Raw genomic sequence first — 23,167 nt, forward strand, 5'->3', positions numbered from 1 at the left:
GCTGAACCCGTCCCGCCTAGCTCACGGGTGGCACCTTCGACACACAGATGATGTGCTGCGGCAGTCGCATCAGTGAACCCTCGATGACGGGTGCGCCAGATGTCATGGCGGTAAAATGCGTGCCGTCGGGGTCGAAGGTGAGCCGCATATCGGTAAACGCAAGAACTTTGCCCATCAACGGGTAGACCGCCTTATAGGCACTTTCTTTGGCGCAGAATATCTCTTTGCCGCGCAGGTTCTGTTCGACCGCTGGCTGAGCTGCCAGCCAAGAAAGTTCGGCGGGCGTACAGATGATATCGAGCATCTCACGATCCAGAGGGATGTTGGGTTCGACATCCACGCCGATACCCTGCGCAATCTGAGGTCGGGTGACGAGGGCGATGCAAAGATCGGCGCAATGGGTGATTGAACCGATAATGCCCGGCGGCCAGATCGGGCTGCGGTCGGGTGCGCTGGGGATGGCCACGGCAGGTTGGCCGATCTGATCCAGGGCTTGCCGGGCTGCCACGCGCCCGGCAGTGAACTCAACTCGACGGGCCTTTACGGCGCGCGCGATTGTGGGTTCTTCCTCTGGCAACAGCTGCCCGATTGAGACGGTTGGATCGGTGACAGCGATCCCCACGCCTACGCCGAGAATCCGGCGCAGGGGGGCGATGATCGCATCCGGGTCGATCATACCGATGTTTGGCGCCGGGATCGCATTTGTCGACGACGGGCCATCGCATCGCTGCGCTCAGCAGCGCGTTCGGCCTTGGCCGCGGCAACCTCTTCCGCATTTTCTGCCGGGGCGGTGCCTCCGGTTTTCTGATCCACGACGTCAGCAAGCGCGGATAGGGTGGGGCAGCGGAAGATGTCGGTAATGCTGAGCGATGGCACGTCCAGCTCGGTTCTGATCTCGCGATGCGCCTGAACCGCCAGCAACGAGTGCCCGCCCAGATCAAAGAAGCTGTCCCGTCCGGTCACACCGGTGACGCCCAGAATACGTTCCCAAATCGCAGCGATTTTTTGCTGATTGCTGCCACTTGCTGCGGGCTGAGCCGCGCCCACGGGGCTGCTGACTCGTCGCGGCGCCGGGGCGGGAAGGGCTTTGCGGTCGATCTTCTTGTTCGGCGTTAGCGGGAACTGCTCCAGCGTCACAAAATGCGCCGGGACCATGAAATCGGGCAGTTGCGCAGAAAGTGCTTCTTTCAACGCCGTTTCCACAATGGGTGCATCGGTGATCAGATAAGCGACCAGTTGAACCACCGAAGGCGTATCTTCGCGGGCGATGACGACCGTTTGGCGAATGCCCGGGCAGGCGTCCAGCAAGCTTTCGATTTCGCCCAGTTCGATGCGATAGCCGCGCAGCTTGACCTGATGGTCGGCACGGCCCAGGAAGTCCAATTTGCCATCGGCGCGCCAGCGAACCAGATCGCCCGTGCGATAGAGCCGCGCGCCGGGCAGGCCCGAGAATGGGTCCGGCACGAACCGTTCGGCCGTCAAATCTTCGCGTTGCCAATAACCACGCGCAACACCGGCACCACCGATGTAAAGCTCTCCGGCCGAGCCGATCGGAACCGGGTCCATGGCGTCGTTCAGAACGTAAACCTGAGTGTTCGCAATCGGGGTACCGACATTGACCACACCGGCAACAGGTTCTGCCATTTCGGTGGTGGACCATATGGTGGTTTCGGTCGGGCCATACATGTTCTGTATCTGCGCCTGCGTGATCTTGTTCAGCTCTGACACCAACGCGCCGGGCAAGGCTTCACCGCCGACCATCATATGTTTCAACTGACCCAGCGCATAGCGCGCCTCGTCATTCATTACCAGCATCTGCGCCATCGAGGGGGTGCATTGCATATGCGTGACCTTATGGCGGATGATTTGCGCAGCGATGGAATAGTCGTTATCGTCCAGCGCGGTTTCCAGATTTGCCAGCCGCAGGACCTCGGCCAGTGGGCGCAAACCGTCCAGCACTTGAGGGACTGGGATGCCATAGTCGATCAGGCATGTGATCTCATCGACGCCGATGCGCTTGAGTTCCTCGACCCGTTGCAAACAATCCTCAATCGTGCCGAACAGGCCGGAATCTTCGAAATAGCGCTGGAAGGCGAAGTCCAGAATGCCTTCCAGCTCATCCTCGGAGAGGCTGCCAAGGTCCAGTTGGAACGGGTTGGTTACCCCTTTGGGTTTCTTGAACGCAGGGAAAGCCCACGCGTATTGTTTGATCAGGCCAGCAGCTGCGCGCAGGTAATCCTTCATCGGCTCGCGCGCGACCTCTCGCACCGCTTCGCGGTCTTCGCCGACGAACGTGTGCAGCATCAGGGTGACTTTGAAGTCTTTCGGGTCGTACCCGGCCTCGCGCAGCGCCTCATGGTAGATGCCGATCTTCTCCGACACCTCTTCGATGCTTTGGCCCAGAAGGTGGGTCAGAACATTGGCGCCAATGGCGCCTGCCTCGCGCCACGTATCGGGGTTGCCCGCTGTGGTGACCCAGATCGGAAGGATCTTCGACACCGGGCGCGGTTGGGTGACGACGCCGTGCATGTCGCCGGACTTGGTAGGGAACTCGACCGTTTCCCCGGCCCAAAGCTGGCGCAGGGTGGCGATGGATTCCAACATCGCAGGCTTGTTGTTGGGCGGAGTGTTTTCGGGACGCAGGACGAAATCATCGGGCTGCCAGCCCGACGCAATGGCAAGCCCGGCGCGCCCGTTGGTCAGGTTATCGATCACGGCCCATTCTTCGGCAATCCGGGCGGTGTGGTGCAGGGGTGCCACGCAGCTGCCTGCGCGCACACTGATATTCTGCGTGACGGCAGCCACGGCGGCACCGGTCACGGACGGGTTGGGGTAGGGGCCACCGAAAGCGTGGAAATGGCGCTCGGGCGTCCAGACAGCGCAGAAACCGTTCTGATCGGCAAACTGCGCGCCTTCTAGCAGCAGTTTGTACTTGTCGCGCCCGACGCCGTCATCATTGCCCCAATAGAACAGGCTAAACTCCATCCCGCGGCCCGTGATGGCCTTGGAATAATCCGCGTCGCCTGCAACCAGTGTGCGGTTTTCGTCGTCGCTGAGAACGATCTTGAACCCACGCGCCAGCGTCCAGAACAGCTCCAGAACCGAGATATCAAAGGACAGGCTGGTGACGGCCAGCCACACGCCGGGGGGGTCATGACGGATGCGCCCGTCCATGCCGGCGAAAAAGTTCGCCACATTGCGATGTTCGATCATCACGCCTTTGGGCCGCCCTGTCGAACCGGACGTATAGATCAGATAGGCAAGATCATCGGCGCTGACTCCGCTGTCGATATTTTCTATTCCGGCAGCGGCAACGCGGGGATCGCTGTCCAGTTCCAGAACCTGTGCGCTATGCGGGGGCAGATCACCGGCAAGGCTTGAATCGGTGACGACAACGGCCGCTCCGCTGTCTTCCAGATAAAGTGCGACGCGATCTGCTGGATAGGTCGGGTCGACGGGAACGTAAGCCCCGCCCGCTTTCAGGACAGCCAGCGCGCCGATCAGCAGAGCGGGGGAGCGGCGTGTATGCACGCCAACCAGAACTCCGGGTTTGACACCCATATCTCGCAACACATGCGCCACGCGGTTCGCGGCGGCGTTCAGGTCGGCATAGCTGTAGACTGTGTTCTCAAAAACCAGTGCTTCGGCGTCAGGGGTGCGCGTGGCTTGCGCCTCGAACAAATGATGCACGCATGAGGTCTGGTCGTAGTCGGTTGCGGTCGCGTTCCAGTCCAGAACGATCTGCTGCCGCTCGGGATCGGGCAGAATGGGCAGGTCGGCGACGGGGCGCTCGGCCATGCCAGGTTCGGCCAGCGCGGCTAGTAAGCTTTCTAGTCGGGCCGAGAACAGGCGTTGCGAGGTCTCGTCCACTTGACCACCGTCGGCGATCAGGATCACCTGATCTCCGTTTTGTGCCAGAGTCAGACTGGTACCGGGAACCAGCCCCGAAGCGACGGAGTTGGTGATGCCGATCTGCGGCGTCTGAACCGGTGCCGGGACACGGGCGGGCAGATCACAGGCAAACGGCCCGCGCACCTGAGCGTTGGCGCGCTCGGCATCGAATTTGGCGCAGGAGGCGGCAAAGCTGCTGCCCGTGCTGAACCGCACCGGAACCCAAGGCGACAGATGGGCGCTGTCGCCCGGCATCTGTTGCGCCAGATCGAGCGTATCGCTGTAGGCCAGACGGCAGAACAACGCGGCCAGCGCGCCGTTGATCTGTGCTTCGGTCGCGCCCGCGGGGACGTGCAGCGTTTGCATTCGCGGCGCGCCCGACGCGGCGGAGGCGTCGATCATCGGAATGTCGGGATGGCTGAGCTGCTCCAGATCAGCCCGCCACGCGGGCTCCGAGGCGAGCGTCGAGGTCAGCTCTTTGCTCAACGCTTCAGCCTCATCAGCCGAGGGAGACTCCAGGACTTTGCTGCCATTCGTGACCGTATCAGCCGAAACGGTCGCACCGAAGCAATCGCGAAATCCACTCAGCGCCACCGCGCCGTCGGCGGTGGCGATGGTCAGGCTGTCTTCGGCGCGCGACAGGATGGTGCCGGGGGTTTCGATGGCATCGGTCTCAGCCACTTCGGCCTTGCCAACCAGCCAGATGCGACCACCGCGCTCCAGCTTGGCGCAGCTCAGCGGGTTCCAGTATTCGCCGTGATCCAACGCTCGAACCAGTGTCGTAATCTCTTGTGCAGATTTGGTGAAATCCAGCCGTCCTGCTGCCGCAGGGCGGGCGTCTTTGGCAAAATAGCTGCGCAGGCTCAGATCCTGTTTGGTCTGCGTGGGATGGTCACTTGCCAGTGTCGCAATCACTTCGGGAAAGCTGTCGATCGCAGCGGCATAGCATTTGGTGTTCAGCGTCAGCGCCGTCTCATTGGTGTCGTTATCGAACATGCGCTGGGCGATAATGTCGCCTTCGTCCACGCCACCTGAAATCATGTGCCATGTGATGCCGTGCCGGGTCTCGCCGTTCAAAATCGACCATACCGGAGCGTTCAGCCCTGCATAACGCGGCAGCGGGCCGTCGTGAAAGTTGACCGCGCCTTTGCCCGCTCGATTCAGCAGCGATTGCGGCAGGAGATCCAGATTGGCAATGCTGAGCAGCCAGTCGAATGAGGTCTCACCCAGCCGGTCCTGCAAATCTTTACCAGGGGCATGAACGGGTAGGCCCTCAGCCTCAGCCCATGCGCGGACGTCGTCGTTTCGAGTCACTACGCACTGAATGCCGTGACCCGCCTCGCGCAGCATGGTTCCACATTGAATCACAAGGGATTCGTGGCCGATCAAAAGCGTGGTAAACGACATCATTACTCTCCAACAACAGGTTCTGGGGCGCCGACCTTCCTGTTACGGCCCAGCGCCGCGCGAAATAGCGCACGGGTATCATGCCAGAGTAGGGTCAGCAGAAAATAGGGTGAAACGCCGCGTTCCTTGCGGGTGATCAGGCACCGTAGCCAATGCAGGAACCCACCTGCAAGATGGGTCAACGTGGCACCAGCCGCGTAAAGCGCGCCGTGGTTTTTGACAAAATAGTGCAGCCTTGAATCGTACCAGTATCCGGGCACGCGTTTCCACGTTTTCATACCCGTCGAGGCCGAGCCGATATGCATGACCTCGCTGTTGCGCACATAGTCGGTACGATATCCGGCAAGGGCGGCCCGACGGCAGAGGTCGGTTTCCTCAAAATAAAGAAAGAAGGTTTCGTCAAACAGTCCGATCTCGGCCAACACGCTGTCACGCATCATCAGGCTGGCCCCGGCCAGCCAGTCCACGGGTTGGGTTTCGGTCGGGATCGGGATGGGAACGGCTTTGTGGCCCAGCAGCTTGCTGACGGGCCCGAAATTGATCGAGCCCTCAAACTCGCTGGCGATCGAAGGAAAGCGGAAGCTGGTCAGATGCGGCTCTCCATCGTCGCCGTAGATATAGCTGCCCGCGAACCCGGCCTCGGGCGTGGTTTCAAGATGGCTCAGCAGGATGCGGATTGCATCCGGCGCAGGGAAGGCATCCGAGTTGACGATATAGCAATAATCGGGCCGCGATCCGTCGCTTAGCCCAGCGCGGATGCCCACATTGTTGCCAGCACCGAAGCCGCCATTATGGCCGGATTGGATCACCCGAACCTGCCCGTCCTTGTCCCAGCCTTGTTCAGTCACATGGGTCAGAATCGTCTCGTAAGACCCGTCCTGCGAGTCGTTGTCGACGATAATGATCTCACCCTTGATACCTTCCATCGCGGTACGCACGGCTTCGGCCGCGCGCAGGGTCATTTCCGCGGTTTTGTAATTCAGCAGAACGGTCAGGAGGCTGGGGTCAGACATTTTCTCTCCGCCTCATCCAGGCATCGTTTCATACGTGAGGCCAGAACGCGTACATTTGGTTCCAGCACCATCGAGTCATGGTCGCCGGGTACCTCGAACACCTCGATTTTCGGGGCCCACGGGGTCCAGTCATTGTCCGGGGTGATGTAGTCGCGTTCGTGGTTGATCAGACGATCCGGGGCCACTTTCCACTTCGCCACCAGCGGTGGACGGAATAAGGTTAGTGGGCCAGACCACGGTTTCAGCGGGTAAGAACCGACGCTTTCCAGAAACGCCTCTTCGATGGCAGCGTTGTGGAATTGCTGGCCTTCGGCTTCCGGTTCTTCGCTCGAGTTGCGCTTCTCCATCTGCCAGGCAATGCGGTTCTTAGCCCATTCAACCGGGTAGCTTGGGCCGCGCTCACGCAATTCCAGAAGCTGGATCATGATCCGATCGCGTTTGCTGATTGAGGGCCGCACCGGCAGCGGGGTGTCGAGCATAACCAGCGCGCTGACTTCTTCGCCCGCCGCGGACAGTTGCTGCGCGATCTCATAGGCTGTGATGCCACCGCCCGAGAAGCCGCCCAGCATATAAGGTCCTTGTGGCTGAACTTGCCGCATCTCGGCAATATAATCGCGCGCGGCCTCGCACAGGTCGCGATGGGGATCTTCATCCCCGAACAGTCCGCGCGCTTGCAGGCCATAGAAAGGCCGGTCGGTGCCGATCAGATGCGCCAGGTGACGCAGGTTCAGCACGTTGCCGAACATGCCTGCGACAAGGAAGAACGGCGTCTTTGGTCCGCCCTCGCCGGTGTGCATCGGCACCAGATGGGTGAACCTCCGTTCCGGAGTGGCCGGGGCAGCCGCTGGCGCTTCACCACCACCTCCTTCGGTCGGGACACCGCGTGCGGCGATCAGTTCCGCACATTTGCGGATTGTCGGAGCTTCGAAGAGGACCGAGATCGGGAAATCCACGTTATAGGTTTTGCGGATTTGCGCAAAGAGGCGCACGGCGATCAAAGAATGGCCGCCAAGATCGAAGAAACTGTCTTCGATCCCGATCTGATCGACGCCCAGCAGTTCCTGCCAGAATCCGGCCAGCCGGATTTCGATATCATTTTCAGGGGCCACGTAATCCGAGTCTAGCTCGGGCCGTTCAAACTTCTGTTCCGACCCGGCGGCATCGGCATTGCTTTCACCCGCCTGCGCCACAAGGCCATTCAGATCGAGCGATGACAGGATGACCTGCGATTGCTTTGCAGCCAGCGCCCGGAAGAACAGATCGGCCCCTTCGCTGGCCAGAATACCCTGCGACAGGTTGTGGCGCAGACGTTCCTCGGCTGGCGACAGCGGGGCCAGAGTGTCCAATTCGCTCGTCTGCGCGGCCGGAGCCTCGGACGCAGCAAAACCGGCGGCCTCTTCCATGCGGCGGATCGAAAAGCCCTCGACCTCAACGCAGACGGTGCCGTCTGGGGCAGTAATCGTGACGTCGAAACTGGCGGTTTCACCATCAGCCCGGTTGTCGCCCGCATTGCGCACCCAACTGACGATTTCCGCAGGCAAGGGTCGGTGAACACGGACTGATCGGTATGAAACGGGTACCCACAGGTGGGTCGGCTCATAGCCTTCGATCAGCGCCATGGCCCAACCGGTTGCAAGATCCATCAGGCCGGGATGCAGGCGATACCCTGTATCAAGGTCGCCGCGCAGATCATCCGTCAGGGCCAGATGTGCAATCCCCTCACTCTGTCCAAGCGCGGTCGAGGTCAAAACACGCCAACGCGGACCAAAGGCCAGATGCGCCTCTTGGCTGGACCGCAGGCGCCCACCTTCGGGCGCTTGCCGCGGATCGGAGCAGCGTGCGGCAATCGCGGAGATATCGATGGGATCGGGCGTGGGTAGCGGCAGCAGAGACAGGCTGGCCTGCGCGTTCATTTCAAAGCCGTCACCTTCGGCAGCGCTTTCGACGATCAGATCATAACCGACATCACTGCGCGGCAGGCGCAGCTTAATCTGCTGATCTTTGCTGTCAGAAACCGCGAGCGGGCGCAGGAAGTACAGATCCCTGATCTCAAACGGAGTGATCTCACCCTGCGCGTCCATCGCTTCGGCCGCCAGCTCAAGATAGCCGGTGCCGGGGATCAGCGCGTCACCTGCCTTGGTGCGGTGATCGTTCAGGAACCAGCGGTCTTTGGCAGAATAGGTCGCAGTGAAGAGCCGGTTGCCCGAGGGATCGAATGTGGCCTCATCCAGCATCGGAACAGAGGCAGGCTCGGTAGGGGGTGGGGTGCCGCCGGTGCGCGCCTCCATCGCATCGGCAGCCATGCCGACATCGGACCAGATGCCCCAGTTGATCGCCAGCACTTGCGTTTTGTCCCCGGAGCGTGCGCGTGCGTAAGCGTTGAGATATTCATTTGCTGCCACGTAATCGACCTGACCAATCGGGGCAGTCGCTGTCGAGGTCGAGGAGAACAGCACCAACCAGTCAAGTGCGCCATCAGGGAACAACTGGTCGATGACCTGCGTGCCGTGGAGCTTTGGGGTAAAGACGTCTTCGATCTCCATCATGGACTTGGTCATGATGGGGGCGTCGTCGATCAGACCGGCTGCGTGGATGACGCCATTGATCTGGCCCAACTCGGCTGTCACCTGATCGATTGCTGCACGCATATCTTCGACATTCGAGACATCGGCGCTGATCGACAGGACCTTACCACCAACAGCCTCCAACGCCTCAATCGCGCGGATACGGCGGGCTGTACCGTCTTGCGGCGCGCTGTTTTGCAGGATGCGGGGCCACTGGTCACGAGGCGGCAGCGCGCCGCGCGAAACCAGAACGATATTTGCCTTGCAGCGATTGATGAGCGACTCGGCCAGCGTCAGACCAATGCCGCCAAAACCGCCGGTGATCAGATAGGTGCCGCCATCGCGCAGTGGCAGATCCTGAGGCATCGGATCGGGCAGGGTTTGAGTACGGTATTGCTGCTCCATCCGCTTGCCGCCGCGCAGGGCAGCCGTCCAGTTGCCGGGAGTGGCCAGCAGGTCTTCGAGTACCTGATCGGCCAGTTCGGGCGACGGGGCAGGAGCTTTGCGTTTGCCGTTTTGCTGCGGCAGGTCGATGTCCAAAACCCCGCAGGTGATACCCGGATATTCGCGGGGGATCACGCGGGCAGGGCCAGTCAGCGTGGCCTTTTCGGGATGGGGCAGGCCTTCGTCCCGGACCTGAAACGCGCCAGAGCTTAGGATGCTGATATGCATCGGGCCCGAGAGGTCCTCTTCCCCGATGGCCTGCGCAAGGAAGAACAGGCTAAAAAAGCCCTGCTCAAGATTGCGATGGAAGAAGCTGCTGCCGGGACGGAAGCTCTCGTCCTGTGTCAGCAGCCAGCCGTGCACGATCCGGTCGGGAACGCGGTCATTGGCTGCCAGATCGGCAAGCAGCGCCTGATACCCTTCGCGCCCGCGTTCGGGGGCAAGTCGATAGGTATCAGCATCAATGCGTGCAAACGCATCGCCGGTGGTGACGAGGGTCACCGTATGTCCGGCTTTGCGCAGGCGTTCGGCCAACCCGTCGCACAGCCCGGCCTCATCCGCGAAGATCAGCCAGTTTTCCTGTGTGCTATCCGACAGATCGCCCGAGACATCCACATCACATTCGGCATATTTGGGCGACCATGCCACGCGATAGCCCCAGTCTTCGGGGTTTTCGGTCCGCATCAGCCATTTTTGCGCGCTGTCAGACTGCACCTTGCCCGGCTCGATGAAATAGGGAGAGCGCTGGAACCGATAGGTCGGCAGCGGCACCCGGTTGCGCCGTGCCTCGCCCCAGATTTGTGCCCAATCAAACGTTCCGCCAAGCGCCCAGACACGGCCCAGCATCGCCATGAAATAGGCGTCATCAGCGACGCTATCATCCGGGTGGCGCAGGCTGCCGATCACTTGATTGGCGTCAACCTTGTCATGCTGTCCTGTTAGAGAGGCCAGCGCTTTGCCAGGGCCAACCTCGATAAAGATACGCTCAGGGTTTTCAGCCAGAGTGCCGATGCAATCAGCAAAATGGACGGTGCCGCGCAAGTGACCGACCCAGTATTCGGGATCGGTAGCCTCGGTTTCGGTGATCCAGGTGCCGCTGCGGTTCGAAGGGAAGGGAATCTGTGGTGCGTTGAGCTTGATCGACCGCAGATAATCACCGAAATCCTTTAGGATCGGTTCCAGCATCCGCGAATGGGCGGCGATATCGATCGGGATGCGCTGACAGTCGACATCCTGTTTCGCCAGTCTCTGCTGCAGGTCATCCAGTGCGGCTTGTGGGCCGGTGGCGACTGTCAGGCCCGGCGCATTCACCGCACCCAGATCAAGGTCATCCCCTAGCAGCGGGCGCAGCTCATCCGCTGGCAGCGGCACGCTGAGCATCCCGCCCGCAGGCACCGTATCGAACAGCTTGCCGCGCAGATGGACCAGCCCGATGCAATCCTCAAACGACATCACGCCTGCGACACAGGCCGCCGTGTTCTCTCCCATCGAATGACCCACAAGGGCCGCCGGTTCCACGCCCCATGACATCCAAAGCTGCGCAAGCGCGTATTCGGTGATCATGATCAGTGGCAGTTGCACCGAAGGGGTCTTCAACCGCTCATCCGCCTCGGCCATTTGATCCGGCTCGGGCAGCCAGATGGCGCGGATGTCGTAGTCAAGCTTGGGCTGAAGGATATCCAGACCCTTGTCCATCCAGTCGGCAAAGACCGGTTCGGTCTCATAGATATCGCGCGCCATGCCCGCGTATTGCGCCCCGCCGCCGGGGAACATGAATACATGGTCGGGGTTGTCCGAGATCACCGTATGAGTGAACACGCGACGCGGGTCGTTTTCTTCCAGAATCGCTGCGGCTTGTTCGTGCGTTTCAGCCACCACAACCCGGCGTTTTTCAAACGCGCGCCGACCCTGTTTCAGGGTCCAAGCCACATCTGCGAGGTTTTGACCGGGGTTCGCGCGCAAATGCGCAGCCAGCGCTTCGGCCCCCTGATCCAGCGCCTTCTTGCTGCGGGCCGAGACGGTCAGCAACTGGAACGGCCAGTCCGAAGGATCAGACTCCTGCCGTACCGGTGCCTCCTGTAAGATCGCATGCGCGTTGGTGCCCCCAACACCCAACGAGTTCACACCGGCCCGGCGCGGGCCTTTCTGCGGCACCCAGTCAGTCAGCGTGTCGTTGACGCGGAAGGGGCTGGTTTCAAAATCAATTGCCGGGTTGGGCGTTTCATAACCAAGGCTGGGCGGCAACTGACGGTGATGCAACGACAGTGACGCCTTGATCAGGCTGGCCACACCGGCGGCTGTATCGAGGTGGCCGATATTGGTCTTCACCGACCCCAGACGGCAGAACCCGGTTTCCTGCGTGGTTTCCGAGAACGCTTTGGTCAGCGCCGCCACTTCGATCGGGTCGCCCAGATAGGTGCCCGTGCCATGGCACTCGACATAGTCGATCGTGTCGGCGGTCACGTCCGCCATCATATGGGCCTCGGAAATCGCGGCGGATTGGCCGTCGACCGAGGGTGCGAGATAACCAGCCTTGGCGGCCCCGTCATTGTTGATCGCCGTACCGCGGATGACGGCCCAGATATGGTCCCCGTCCTCCAGCGCATCCGCCAATCTGCGCAGCACGACGACACCAGCGCCCGAACCAAAGACGGTTCCCTGCGCACGGTGATCGAATGCATGGCATTGGCCGTCGGGCGACAGCACCTCGCCCTCTTTATAGATGTATCCTCGGTTCTGAGGCAGTTCTATGGTGACACCGCCCGCCAGCGCCATATCGCATTCGCCGGTCATCAGCGCCTGCACGGCATAATGCGCCGCAACCAACGAGGTTGAGCATGCGGTCTGCACATTGACGCTGGGCCCCTTCAGGTCCAGCACATGACTGACACGGGTGGACAGGAAATCCTTGTCATTGCCGGTATGGCGCAACAGGAACATACCCACATCATCGACCAGATCCGGGTTTGAGCAGACGTTGAAATAGAAATAGCTGCCCATTCCGCAGCCCGCGAACACACCGATGGGTCCGGGAAAGGTCTCGGGCGGGTGGCCTGCGTTCTCCAAAGCTTCCCATGCGCATTCCAGCAGCTGCCGGTGTTGCGGGTCCATGATGGCGGCTTCCTTGGGCGAGAGGCCAAAGAACTCGGCATCAAACCGATCGAACCCGTCGAGCGGTGCGGCAAAAGGCACATAGTCAGGCCGTTTCAGAAGATGAGGTGCCTCGCCCGAGGCCAAAAGGTCTTCCTCGCTCAGGCGCTGTATCGATTCAATGCCGCCCCGCAGATTAGACCAGAATGTTTCAATCGAGTCGGCACCAGGCAAATGCGCCGCCATGCCAACGATCGCGATATCACCATCTCTGGCTGAGTTATTCACTTTTGAACCGTCCATAATCTTAACCGAGTAACCTTTGAACGTATTAATTCCTGTACCGCATAATGCACTTGCTGTCTGGATATCTATGAACAGTATCACGGAACTTGCGGTGGTTTCCGATCAGTTAGCCCTTCCCAGATCTAAAGCTGAACCAATAATCCCAGCTTAGCGAACGAAATAGCCTGAAATATGACCAACCCGGTAGTTTCTTCAAGCTTTCCCAATCCGTCGACCAGCAGATACTTATATAGGAAACAGTTTTCCCTTTGGCCACGGATTGTCGAAGCGTTTTTGGTGAATGCCCCGCCTGAAAACTTGCTGATGGCAGTGTGTTTCGCGACCTGCAATTGCCAAGACGACATTACATGAAGTACTGCTGGAAGGGAATCTGGTCGACGGATTTCCGTTTGTTTTTGTTGTTTAGTTTTGGGTTCGGGTTTGTATTGAGATGATCTCTACCAACTATATTCCGTCATTGGACGGTATTCGCGCGGTTTCCGTTGCCCTTGTTTTTCTGAGCCATGGGGGTGTTTCGGACAAAATCCCTGGCGGGTTCGGCGTAACCGTGTTCTTCTTTCTCTCTGGCTATCTGATCACCACTTTGCTGACAAAGGAATGGGATAAGTTCGGCTCCATCGCAATGCGTGCATTTTATGTACGCCGGGTGCTTCGACTTGGGTCGCCGTTGATTATTACGCTTGTCTTCAGCCTTGGTCTGGTTGCCTTGGGATTGGCCAAAGGCGAATGGGACACGGGCACCATCCTGAGTCAGGTGTTTTTCTATTATAATTACTAATCGCTCTATGGCGACTCGCAGACAGTCGATGGGCTGGGAATCTTGTGGTCTCTGGCGGTTGAAGAGCATTTCTACCTGGTCTGGCCGACAGTTTTCGTGCTGTTGGCCCGTAATTATCTGAATTCCAGCCACCTGATTGCGATCCTGGTGGTGGTTCTTCTGTGGCGCTTTGTACGCTATTTTATCTTCGCGGACCCGGAATGGACGATCTATATCTCTACCGACACTCGCATCGATAGCATTTTGTACGGTTGTCTGCTTGCTCTGCTGAGCTGGAGGGGCAGAGCCCAATTCCTGTTCCCAAATCAAACCATCGCACGATACGCGCTGCTATTTGCTGCAATCGCGTTGATCCTGGCGACTTTCCTGATCCGTAATGACGTGGTTAGATCCACGTTTCGATACAGCTTGCAAGGGTTGGCCTTGATGCCGTTGTTCTATTACGCAGTTGCGCGACCAACAGATCCAATCTTCAGACCGTTGAATTGGACGGCAGTGCGCTGGATTGGAATTTGGTCATACAACTTATACCTCGTGCACCACGTGATCATCAAAGCGCTTGCCTATAACCAGATCGGTACATTTGGAAGCCCGCTGTTTCTGGCGCTGGCTGCCGCTCTGTCCATAGGACTTTCAGCGCTGATGTTTTCGACTGTTGAAAAACCCTTCAGGGCAATGCGTAAAAAAGAGCATCGCAAGCTTAACCCAACGGTCTAGGTTTTTATAGAAGCCTGGCTATCGCATCTGCGTTTAGCCAAATGGCACATAAGCCAAGACCAACCCCGATAACGCCAAAGACCACATCATGCAGCGGATCCCATGCGTTGAAACGCCGCGCCAGCAGGATCAGCATTGGTGCCATCGCCACATTTGCCATCAACTGACCTATCAAAGCGCCTACGAGCCCAAACTGGCTGACGCCAACCAGAAAGAAGATGATCTGAAGCATCGATCTCGTAACAACGTATAGGCAAAAACTGCGTGAATCCCCAGCCGCCAGCGCAACCCTGTCGTAGGTCATCAGGATCACTTGCGGGATCGTTGCGACGGCGATCAATGTGGCAATGCCTCCGGCGTTATAATATCGACCATCATAAAGAAATGAGATTATGACGGGTGCGAGCAAAGCGATCATTGCTGTCATCCCCAGCGATCCGCCAGTGACCAGGAAGCGCATCTTGCGTAGCTGACGAAAGTTCTCGGGCGATTCTGATGGCGGTTTTTCCCGGTAGAGCGGTATCAGAATGCGTCCCAGAATGGCATCAGCCAGATGAAACGGAAAGATAGCGATAAAGTAACCGATGCTATAGATGCCGAGCAGTTCAGTTGTTAGAAATTTGCCTAGGATGATACGGTCGCCTTGATTGGTGGCGAACCCGGCAACTGTGCTGAGGTATATCCATTTCCCGAAATGGAAAAGAGTGCTAACAGACTGTTTTTCCCACCGAAAATGGTTGCGTGGCCCGGTGAGAAAGAGGGTATAGAGTACAACCTTGGTCGCACTGGCGATAACCAGACCTGCAACAAGAACCCAAATCGATTTGAACATCAATGCCAGAATGACCATGACGATCACGCCTGTAGTCTGGCCGAGAAAATCCATCAGCATCACGCGACCAAGCATCAGATGTCGGCCTGCAGTCTCAACGCGTGTGGGTCTCCATCCGTCGATAAACAATGAGATGCCAGCGACGGGAAGCATCAAGGTGAGAGCCGGCTCATTGTAGAAATTCGCCAACGGGTAAGCGAGAGCACAACTGACAAGCCATAAGATAACGCCGCGCGCGACCTGAATTGTCCAGGCAGTGTTTAGGAAGTCTGGATCGTCACCTCGTTCGTTCTGCTGGATGGAAGGGCTAATGCCAGCGTCCGAAACCAGCGACAAACCAACCATCACGGCAATGATCAACGCCATGATTCCAAAAGCTTCGGGGAAAAGAAGACGTGTTAGGATCAGGTTGGATGCGAGCCGGACAACCTGGGTACCGCCGAATGAAAAGAAGGTCCACAGAGAACTTCGCAAAGAACGAGCCTTCAGCCCGTGATCAAAGAACGCTTGCATGTAACGTTTTAACATGTGGAATCGATACGACCTTAACAAGAAAACCTAGCTCTACGAATTTCTGTAGGCTGGCTTAGCAAATTTTGTTTTCTCGCCCACCCCTAAATTGGCAATTAGGCTTTTTTTAGGTGATCCACCATGCATGATAAATTCTTGGGTGTGTTGCGGATCACTCTTGCAGCCGCTATGTGAACATGGCGGTGAGTTTGGTTGCGCCGCTATTCTTTGGTTTTTTGTCGAGTGTTTATGGGTGCTAAGAAGATGATTGTGACAATTCCTAGGGCGTTGAACCCTTTGAAGCAAAATGGCGGCTCGAGACCGCGTCACAAGAACCGATTTTGCTCAGCTACGCGTTCTGTTCAGCTAGAATGCTCTCGAATTCAGCTTTGAGCGTTTGCTGCTGACATATGATGCCTAAAACTCGCCTCTTTTTAATGTAAGGTGGTATAATCTGTGGTGTAACTTGTGTCTGCACCATGCGTAAAAGAGTGATCACGTTGAACATACGTACTGGCCATACGTCCGGTAATCATACGACCGGCAGCTCATTGGACATTTACACGGACCACTTCGGGCTGACCGAGCGGCCGTTTTCGCTCGTGCCTGATCCCGAGTTCATGTTCTGGTCTGCGTCTCATCAGCGTGCGTTTACCATGCTGGAATACGGAATTCTGACTCGCGCGCCGATAACCCTGATTACGGGCGAGGTAGGCTCGGGCAAAACGACGCTTGTGCACCATCTGCTCAAGTCGGTGGGTGATGACGTCAAGATCGGATTGATTTCCAATGCCCATGGTGACCGGGGCGAGCTTTTGCGTTGGGTTCTTATGTCGCTGGACCAACCTGCGCCTGCCGGGGGTACTTATGTCGACCTCTTCGCTGCCTTTCAAGCCTATCTGATTGATCAGTACGCAAGCGGGCGCCGTGTGATTCTGATTTTCGACGAGGCTCAGAATTTAAGTGTCGAGTCGCTGGAAGAGCTTCGAATGTTCACCAATATCAACTCGAACAAAGATGAGTTGTTGCAATTGGTTCTGGTTGGGCAGCCGGAGCTTCTGGATATGATCCGACGCCCCGAGATGCGTCAGTTTGCCCAACGGGTGGCTTCGAGCTTTCATTTGACGGCGATGGATTCCAAAACGGTCCGTAAATATGTTGGGCATCGGCTGGCGATAGCGGGTGCCAAACGCAATCTGTTCAGCCGGGCGGCCACTGATCTGGTACATGAAGCCACCGGAGGCGTCCCGCGGCTGGTCAACCAATTGTGCGATCTATCGATGGTTTACGCGTTCACACGCGGCAACAAGAGTATCATTGGTCACACTGTGCAGAAGGTTCTGGATGACGGTGCCTTCTTCGCGGCGCGCCAACCAGAGCAAACAGGCGACTTTCAGCTATGATGAGTGAGTTTCGGTTTTATTTGTCGCTTTTCTTTCGGCGCTTTCACTATCTGGCTTTGATAGTGATTGGCTGCACGGTCGCTGGTCTCGTGCTGGCGTTCACCTTGCCGCCGGTTTATCGCGCACAGGCGCGCCTGGTTGTTGAATCGCCGCAAATCCCCGGTGAGCTCGCTTCCTCTACCGTTCAGGCGAGCGGAATTGAAATCCTTGAGGTGATCCAGCAGCGTCTCCTGACGCGTTCGAAATTGCTGGAATTGTCGGACAAATTCGGAGTCCACGCTGATCAACCCGACCTGCCAGATGATGTTATCGTCGCCGACATGGTCGAACGCATCACCATTGATCTTCCTCTGTTCGATTTCAACAATCGTGCTTCCTTTGTTCGGGTTTCCTTTGCCGCGCCAACCGGTGAGGTTTCTGCGGTTGTCACCAATGAGCTGGTCGATCAGATTCTTGAGCAGAACATCGAGATGCGTACCAGTGCAACCAGTCAGACGCTGGCGTTTTTTGTGAGCGAAGTCGCGCGTTTGGATAAGGAGTTGGGCGAGCAGGGCGCGCGCATTCTCGAGTATCAGGAAACCCACAAGGACGCCTTGCCGGAAAATCTGGAATATCGACGTAACCGTCAATCATCGCTTCAAGCGCGCGTGCTTCAGCTGGATCGGGAATTGTCGGGCCTCAGAGATCGCAGGGCGCGTTTGGTCGAGGTCTATGAGCGCACGGGCCGTCCGGATATTCTGGGTGAAAGTTTAACCCCCGAGCAGCGTCAGTTGCGGCAGCTTCAGGATCAGCGGGCTTCGGCACGGACCATTTATTCGGATGACCATCCCCGGATCAAATCCCTTGATGCGCAGATTGCCGCGTTAGAAGCAGCCAATATTCAGTTAGGACTTGGGACTGAGACGGCTCCGAATATTACGGCGTTCGAACTGCAGCTCTCGGATATCGACGGGCAAATTGCGTTTATCGAACAAGAACGCGCCATCAATGAACAAGATATCGAAAAACTGGCGGTTTCGATCGAAGCGACACCAAGAAACGCGATTACACTTGGAACGCTTGAACGTGACTATGACAACCTGCGGGATCAATACGCTCAGGCTACAGCCAGCCTTGCCGAGGCCAGAACAGGCGACCAGATTGAAGCCCAGTCGCAGGGGCAGCGCATAACTGTAACCGAATTGGCTACGATCCCATTGCATCCGGCTGACCCGAACCGCAAACTGATCGCCTTTCTGGGGTTGGTGGCCGGTATCGGCTCGGCTGCCGCATTGTTCCTTCTGCTGGAAGTTCTCAACAACACGATACGACGGCCAAAGGAGTTGGAGGCAAAACTCGGCGGACCCGTCTTTGGTTCAGTTCCATATATCAAGACAAACGAACAGGTCGCGATGCGTAAAGGGGTGATCGCGGTGACCGTTCTGGTGCCTGTTATCGGGGGTTGTCTGCTGATCTACCTGATGCAGATAGACTATGAGCCGCTGGATCAGATCATATCAATTGTAACTGACAAATTGGGCATCGGTGCAGCATCCGAACAGTCCGGCAACGGCTGAAAAGGTATTTTTTATGGAACGCATTCAATCCGCAATTCAGAAAGCTAGAGCCGCGCGCGAGAAGACGTTGTCTGATGTCGCAACCGCCGAGCCTGTGAATGTCGCGGTTCCCCAAAGCGAGATTGCAGAACCCAACCCGGTCAAGGATACCGACAAAGCTTGGGCCGATTTGCCCCGGCAGGAATTCAGTGCCAAAGCCTTGAGACGCGCCCGCGTCGTTACGGACCAGCCGGGCGATGATTCCAGCGTATTTGACGGCATGAGAACCAAACTGCTTCATGAAATGCGCAAAAACGGTTGGCGTCGCGTTGCGATCACCTCACCTGGCAGCGCTTGTGGTAAGTCGACATTGAGCCTTAATCTGGCGTTCGGGTTGGCCCGACAGCGCGATATGCGCACAATGTTGATAGATCTCGATCTGCGCAGACCGTCCATTGAAAAGATGCTTAATCTGCCTGAGAAACATGCCTTTGCTCTGGCCTTGGCAGGTACGTCAGATCCTGAGGAGCATATGTTCTGCTATAAGAACAAGCTGGCCTTCGCCACCAATCGCAACCCTGCGCAGGACCCATCTGAACTGCTGCAAGGCAAGGATGCGGCACGGGTGATTGACGGGCTTGAGGCGCGCTACAATCCGGATGTCATGATCTTTGACACGGCACCTCTGCTGACATGCGATGACACAAACGCCTTTCTGGACCAGATCGACTGTGTGCTGCTGGTCGCAGCAGCTGAGACTTCTACGGTCGAAGAGATGAAGAAATGCGAACATGAGATTCGCGAAAAAAGCAATCTTCTGGGTGTGGTACTGAACAAGTGCCGCTATCTGGAAAAGCCCTATACCTACGGCTACTGAGAGTGACGTCAGATCCAATCCGGAAACGCGGCGTGGTAAGCCAGGAGGTAGAAGCCTGATGATGTGGTCCGATGATCATTTGCACCGCATTCGGGCCCAGTTGTTGGGTAAGGACTCAGATAAGCTGATCCAGCTCATGCTGCAGAAAAGCCTGATGGCCGAACCGGATTCAGGGCTGTCTGATACAGTTCGCGTTGCCGAGGAACTTGAGTGGCTTGATGCATCGTCAGGCAGCTTGACGACTATGGGCCGTTTGGCATCGGATTCATGTCGCGAGTATGCGTTCTGGCTGGATCGGAACAAGGCCTTACCCTTTGAGGGGTTCGCGCCACATTTGACGGCAGAGTACTTTCGCGATCGCAACGTGATGGAGATTGGCTCTGGGATGGGGGCCAACCTGTTGTCTCTGTCGGCTGTTGGCGCTGGGGCATTCGGGATCGAACCGGTTGCGGCCTATCGCCAGATGGGTGCGATTTTCTCGGAACGCGAAGGACTGCCCATAGCCACAGTTCATGATGGTCAGGCAGAGCAAATACCGTTCGCCGACGACCACGCGGATTTGGTTCTGTGCGTTTCGACGCATCAGTATTTTGATGTTCACCCTGCTCTGAGTGAGATCAAGCGTGTCCTGCGGCCAGGAGGTGAATTGATCATCGTTGGGGGAACGCTTGGTGTATATTGCGGGGAAAACGTTTCTGACCTTCTGCGTGGTATGGGCCAAGCCAAAGCCTATATCATTACGATGATCAATACGCTTAGCTATATGTCGATGAGCAAACGTCTTCTGGCACCGCGTGGCGAATTCTCGACTTCACGGCCGATCTATCCAAGCCAACGGGCGATGCAACGCTGGTTGTCGTCTGCCGGTATGACCGAAGTTTCACCGCTGTGTCGCGTTGGGAGAGAAACTTGTTTCCACTATGCTCTTGAAGGAAGATCAGAGAATATTTATTAAAACCGTAACAAATGCTTAGTCTCGGGATTTGCGTTGGCTTCGGAGTGATCGCCCAATTTCCAACCGGGTGAAATACTGTATTGAGGCGAAGGCCGAAGGTAGGCGAAAGTAGTGGTTTTGAAGTTTGTCAGCGTCGTTGACCTGAAAACAGCAATCAAGAAATTTATCTGAATAGCCATCCTTGTGAAACAATGTTTGTATTTTTGCAGGTCAGGTGACTGGACAAGTAAGAATGGGTGGAAATTGGTTCATATTGCTTCCGCATTCAACTACTGTGAGATCGCTTGGATTTGAGCAGGACTAGATTTGTATATGAGTAAGAAGCTTCTTTCGATCGCGATCATTACTGCGTTTATTTTTGGCGTCCTTTACCGGCTGTTCCCGATTGTGTCCGGGGATGATGCCATCGCACAGTTCTTTATTACAGAAGATGGATATCTAATGCTGACGATAGCCCGAAACATGGCGATCGGGCTTGGTATGACTGTGTCTGAGGGGACCATTGTCACCAATGGGGTTCAACCGTTGGCGACGTTTATATTCACAGTGCCCTATCTGCTGACGGGCGGAGACAAGCTGCAAAGTCTTGTCGGAGTCATTCTGATATCAGCCGCGATTTCCGTGGCGGTCTACTTTACACTGCAACGTTTTGCCCAAATTATCCTGAGCCCATTTACCGAGGACCGGATCTGGAGCTGGTTTGTCGCGACGCTCTGGTTCGTTGGACCGCTACTGATGCTGCATTCGATGAATGCGCTTGAGACCGGTCTTTATACATGGATGGTTCTGCTGACGCTGCTGCAATTCGGCCGTGTGCTTGATAAGGGCGCCGACAGCACGTCGTTTGATCGTCTGTTTCTTGGCGCGATATGCGGAGTCACGTTTCTGGCGCGTATCGATGGGGCATTGCTTGTCGTCGCTGTGTTTCTGGTTTGGGGTCTTTATGAGCTATTCGCTCTACGGATCAGGTTCCTGTCCGTCATCAAGCGCCTGGTACCCCCGGGTCTGCTGTCGTTGGTCTTTGCAGCGCCGTGGTTGACGTATAACAAGCTTCTGTTCGGATCGATTACACCGATAAGCGGCCATTCCCAATCACACGGTGCTGAGTTCGCGAGCAACCTGCCACTTTTGCCGTCGCGTGTATTTGAATATCTATTCCCGATGCTGCCTGTACCCATCAGCCTAGAAGCCACACAGATTGCAATCATCATATTTACCCTCGTGGCTATCGCGATACTGTCGATCTTTTTGTCGTCTGTTTTGAGGGTGAAGGGCACGGTAAGCCTGTTGGTGGTTACATATCTGCTGTTTGCGCTTTTCCTAGCCGGCTACTACAGCCTCTTTTTCGGCGCACCGCATTTCCTGAGCCGCTATTTAGCACCCTTGGCACCGCTGTTCATATTGGCGACGGTGGTCTCCGGGTTGAAGCTGCTTGATTGGTCGAATGGTAGGATTACCCCGTCGACACTGCAGGTTATGGGGATGGTCGCGATTGTGTTGTCTGTGGCGCTGACGAGTCGGTTTCTCGTGCCAGGGGTCAAAGCGCAGGGGCATTTTCAGGTCGTAGACTGGGTGCAGGAAAATGTGCCCGGAGATATCTGGGTTGGGGCCGTGCAGACCGGAACACTTGGGTATTGGCGCGATAAGACCATCAATCTGGACGGGAAGGTAAACCCAAATGCCTTGCGTGCGCTTCAGGAAGAGGGTGATGTATTCAACTATGTCCTCGCCAGCGATATCCAGTATATCGCGGATTGGAGCGGGATAGCCGACTGGCCGGTGACTGAGGATAATCGCGACAAGCCATTTGCGAGCGTCTTCGAGGTTTTGGTGAAAGACGAAGCGGTTAATTTGGGTGTTTTGAAACGCAATTCAGCCCCGTCATCCTGATGGGGCCTCAATACCCGATAAATCGAAGGCGCAGACGGGCGAGGCTGTCATACCGTCCCACCAGCACGCGCGGGATCGCATAAGGGTTAACCTGCAGAGGATCGCATAGCTCTGATCCGAGCGCTGTTGCCGATGTGAAACCGGCCTGTTTCACCGCGTCTTGCAGCGCTGGGCTCTGGTTGCCGTTTGGATACGCAAAATGGTTGATGGGTTGTTCCGTCCATTTCTGCAACAGCTTCCGGGAGTCTTGTATACTTTGCGCGGCTTCATCCAGCGGAATTTGGTCCAACAGGTTGTGGCAGTGACTGTGCGCACCGATGGTCACGTATGGCGATTGCGCCAACTCTCGCAGCTGTTCGCGCGTAAGCGGCGCAAGGGGTGTGACATTTGCCTGAGATGGTCCGGCCTGTTGCAGAATTTCGAGGGTCAAAGCTTCGCGCAAGTCCGGGGCGACAGTTTTTAGCGTCTCTAGGATATCCGAGATGACCATCCATTTTGCCGCACCTGTTTCAGGGCCGATCTGCCAAGTTTTTGGCCCGCTGGCTTCGACGCGGATAGTCGTGACCCCTGGGTTTTGCAAGGCGTTCATGATCCGGTCAAACCAGTAGGGTTGCCCGCTTTCGATTTGCGCGGTCGCAATATACAGCGTGACCGGCAGCGCCTCGGCTTCGACAATTGGCAACAGATGGGTGAACAGACCCACATCTCCATCATCGAAGGTGATTACCACCCTGGGGCGCGATGCCGGGGCAGCTGGATCAAGCGCTTGATCGAGGCTGACAATATCGAAGTACTGACGCAGGAAAGCGATCTGCTGCTGAAAGTCCCGTGCGCGCGCAACGGTCCACGCATCCATCACCTCGGTATCTGATCCAAGCGTGTGATAGCACAAAACCAGTGTCGGATTGGTGCGCAGGGCATGTGAACGCATTAATGTATAGGCTGGTCCAGTGCT

11 protein-coding genes and 1 pseudogene are annotated in these 23,167 nt (G+C 57.0%); 6 read left to right on the forward strand and 6 right to left on the reverse strand.

Going from position 1 to position 23,167, the window contains the following annotated elements:
- Positions 1-16: 16 nt before the first annotated feature.
- From ACR0IV_RS12510 to ACR0IV_RS12525, 4 genes are read right to left on the reverse strand one after another with little or no spacing between them, the layout of a single operon-like run.
- Positions 17-676, reverse strand: coding sequence for a 4'-phosphopantetheinyl transferase family protein (locus ACR0IV_RS12510; RefSeq protein WP_480658967.1), 660 nt, complete (start codon positions 674-676; stop codon positions 17-19).
- Positions 673-5,298, reverse strand: a complete 4,626-nt coding sequence (locus tag ACR0IV_RS12515; protein WP_480658966.1) for a MupA/Atu3671 family FMN-dependent luciferase-like monooxygenase — start codon at positions 5,296-5,298, stop codon at positions 673-675. The genes ACR0IV_RS12510 and ACR0IV_RS12515 overlap by 4 nt, the downstream gene beginning before the upstream one ends.
- A gap of 2 nt (positions 5,299-5,300) precedes the next feature.
- Positions 5,301-6,311 (reverse strand): glycosyltransferase family 2 protein, encoded by a 1,011-nt coding sequence (locus tag ACR0IV_RS12520; protein WP_480658965.1) that lies wholly within the window; start codon positions 6,309-6,311, stop codon positions 5,301-5,303.
- On the reverse strand, positions 6,290-12,712 hold the full coding sequence (locus tag ACR0IV_RS12525; protein ID WP_480658964.1) for a type I polyketide synthase: 6,423 nt from the start codon (positions 12,710-12,712) through the stop codon (positions 6,290-6,292). The genes ACR0IV_RS12520 and ACR0IV_RS12525 overlap by 22 nt, the downstream gene beginning before the upstream one ends.
- A gap of 433 nt (positions 12,713-13,145) precedes the next feature.
- On the opposite strand from ACR0IV_RS12525, the pseudogene ACR0IV_RS12530 reads away from it, so the two are divergent.
- Positions 13,146-14,210 (forward strand): annotated as a pseudogene (locus ACR0IV_RS12530) (acyltransferase family protein).
- Between the two features lie 4 nt (positions 14,211-14,214).
- Here the strand turns inward: ACR0IV_RS12530 and ACR0IV_RS12535 are convergent.
- Positions 14,215-15,570, reverse strand: a complete 1,356-nt coding sequence (locus ACR0IV_RS12535; protein WP_480734177.1) for an oligosaccharide flippase family protein — start codon at positions 15,568-15,570, stop codon at positions 14,215-14,217.
- Between the two features lie 482 nt (positions 15,571-16,052).
- Here ACR0IV_RS12535 and ACR0IV_RS12540 point away from each other — a divergent pair, with 482 nt between their 5' ends.
- The 5 genes from ACR0IV_RS12540 (at position 16,053) to ACR0IV_RS12560 (ending at position 22,212) form a co-directional block, all read left to right on the forward strand.
- Complete coding sequence (locus ACR0IV_RS12540; protein ID WP_480472322.1) at positions 16,053-16,955, forward strand: ExeA family protein; 903 nt, start codon at positions 16,053-16,055, stop codon at positions 16,953-16,955.
- Complete coding sequence (locus ACR0IV_RS12545; protein ID WP_480658962.1) at positions 16,952-18,511, forward strand: GumC family protein; 1,560 nt, start codon at positions 16,952-16,954, stop codon at positions 18,509-18,511. The genes ACR0IV_RS12540 and ACR0IV_RS12545 overlap by 4 nt, the downstream gene beginning before the upstream one ends.
- 13 nt (positions 18,512-18,524) lie before the next feature.
- Entirely contained in the window at positions 18,525-19,367 is an 843-nt protein-coding gene (locus ACR0IV_RS12550) for a CpsD/CapB family tyrosine-protein kinase (protein WP_480658960.1), read from the forward strand.
- A gap of 58 nt (positions 19,368-19,425) precedes the next feature.
- Positions 19,426-20,322 carry a class I SAM-dependent methyltransferase gene (locus ACR0IV_RS12555; RefSeq protein WP_480658959.1) on the forward strand — a complete coding sequence of 299 codons (897 nt, stop codon included), beginning with the start codon at positions 19,426-19,428 and terminating at the stop codon, positions 20,320-20,322.
- 312 nt (positions 20,323-20,634) lie between these two features.
- On the forward strand, positions 20,635-22,212 hold the full coding sequence (locus tag ACR0IV_RS12560; protein ID WP_480658957.1) for a hypothetical protein: 1,578 nt from the start codon (positions 20,635-20,637) through the stop codon (positions 22,210-22,212).
- A 7-nt stretch (positions 22,213-22,219) separates the two neighbouring features.
- Here ACR0IV_RS12560 and ACR0IV_RS12565 read toward each other — a convergent pair whose 3' ends face one another.
- Entirely contained in the window at positions 22,220-23,143 is a 924-nt protein-coding gene (locus tag ACR0IV_RS12565; RefSeq protein ID WP_480658955.1) for a polysaccharide deacetylase family protein, read from the reverse strand.
- Between the last annotated feature and the right edge of the window lie 24 nt (positions 23,144-23,167).

The sequence above is a fragment of the Ruegeria sp. C2 genome, assembly GCF_056537765.1.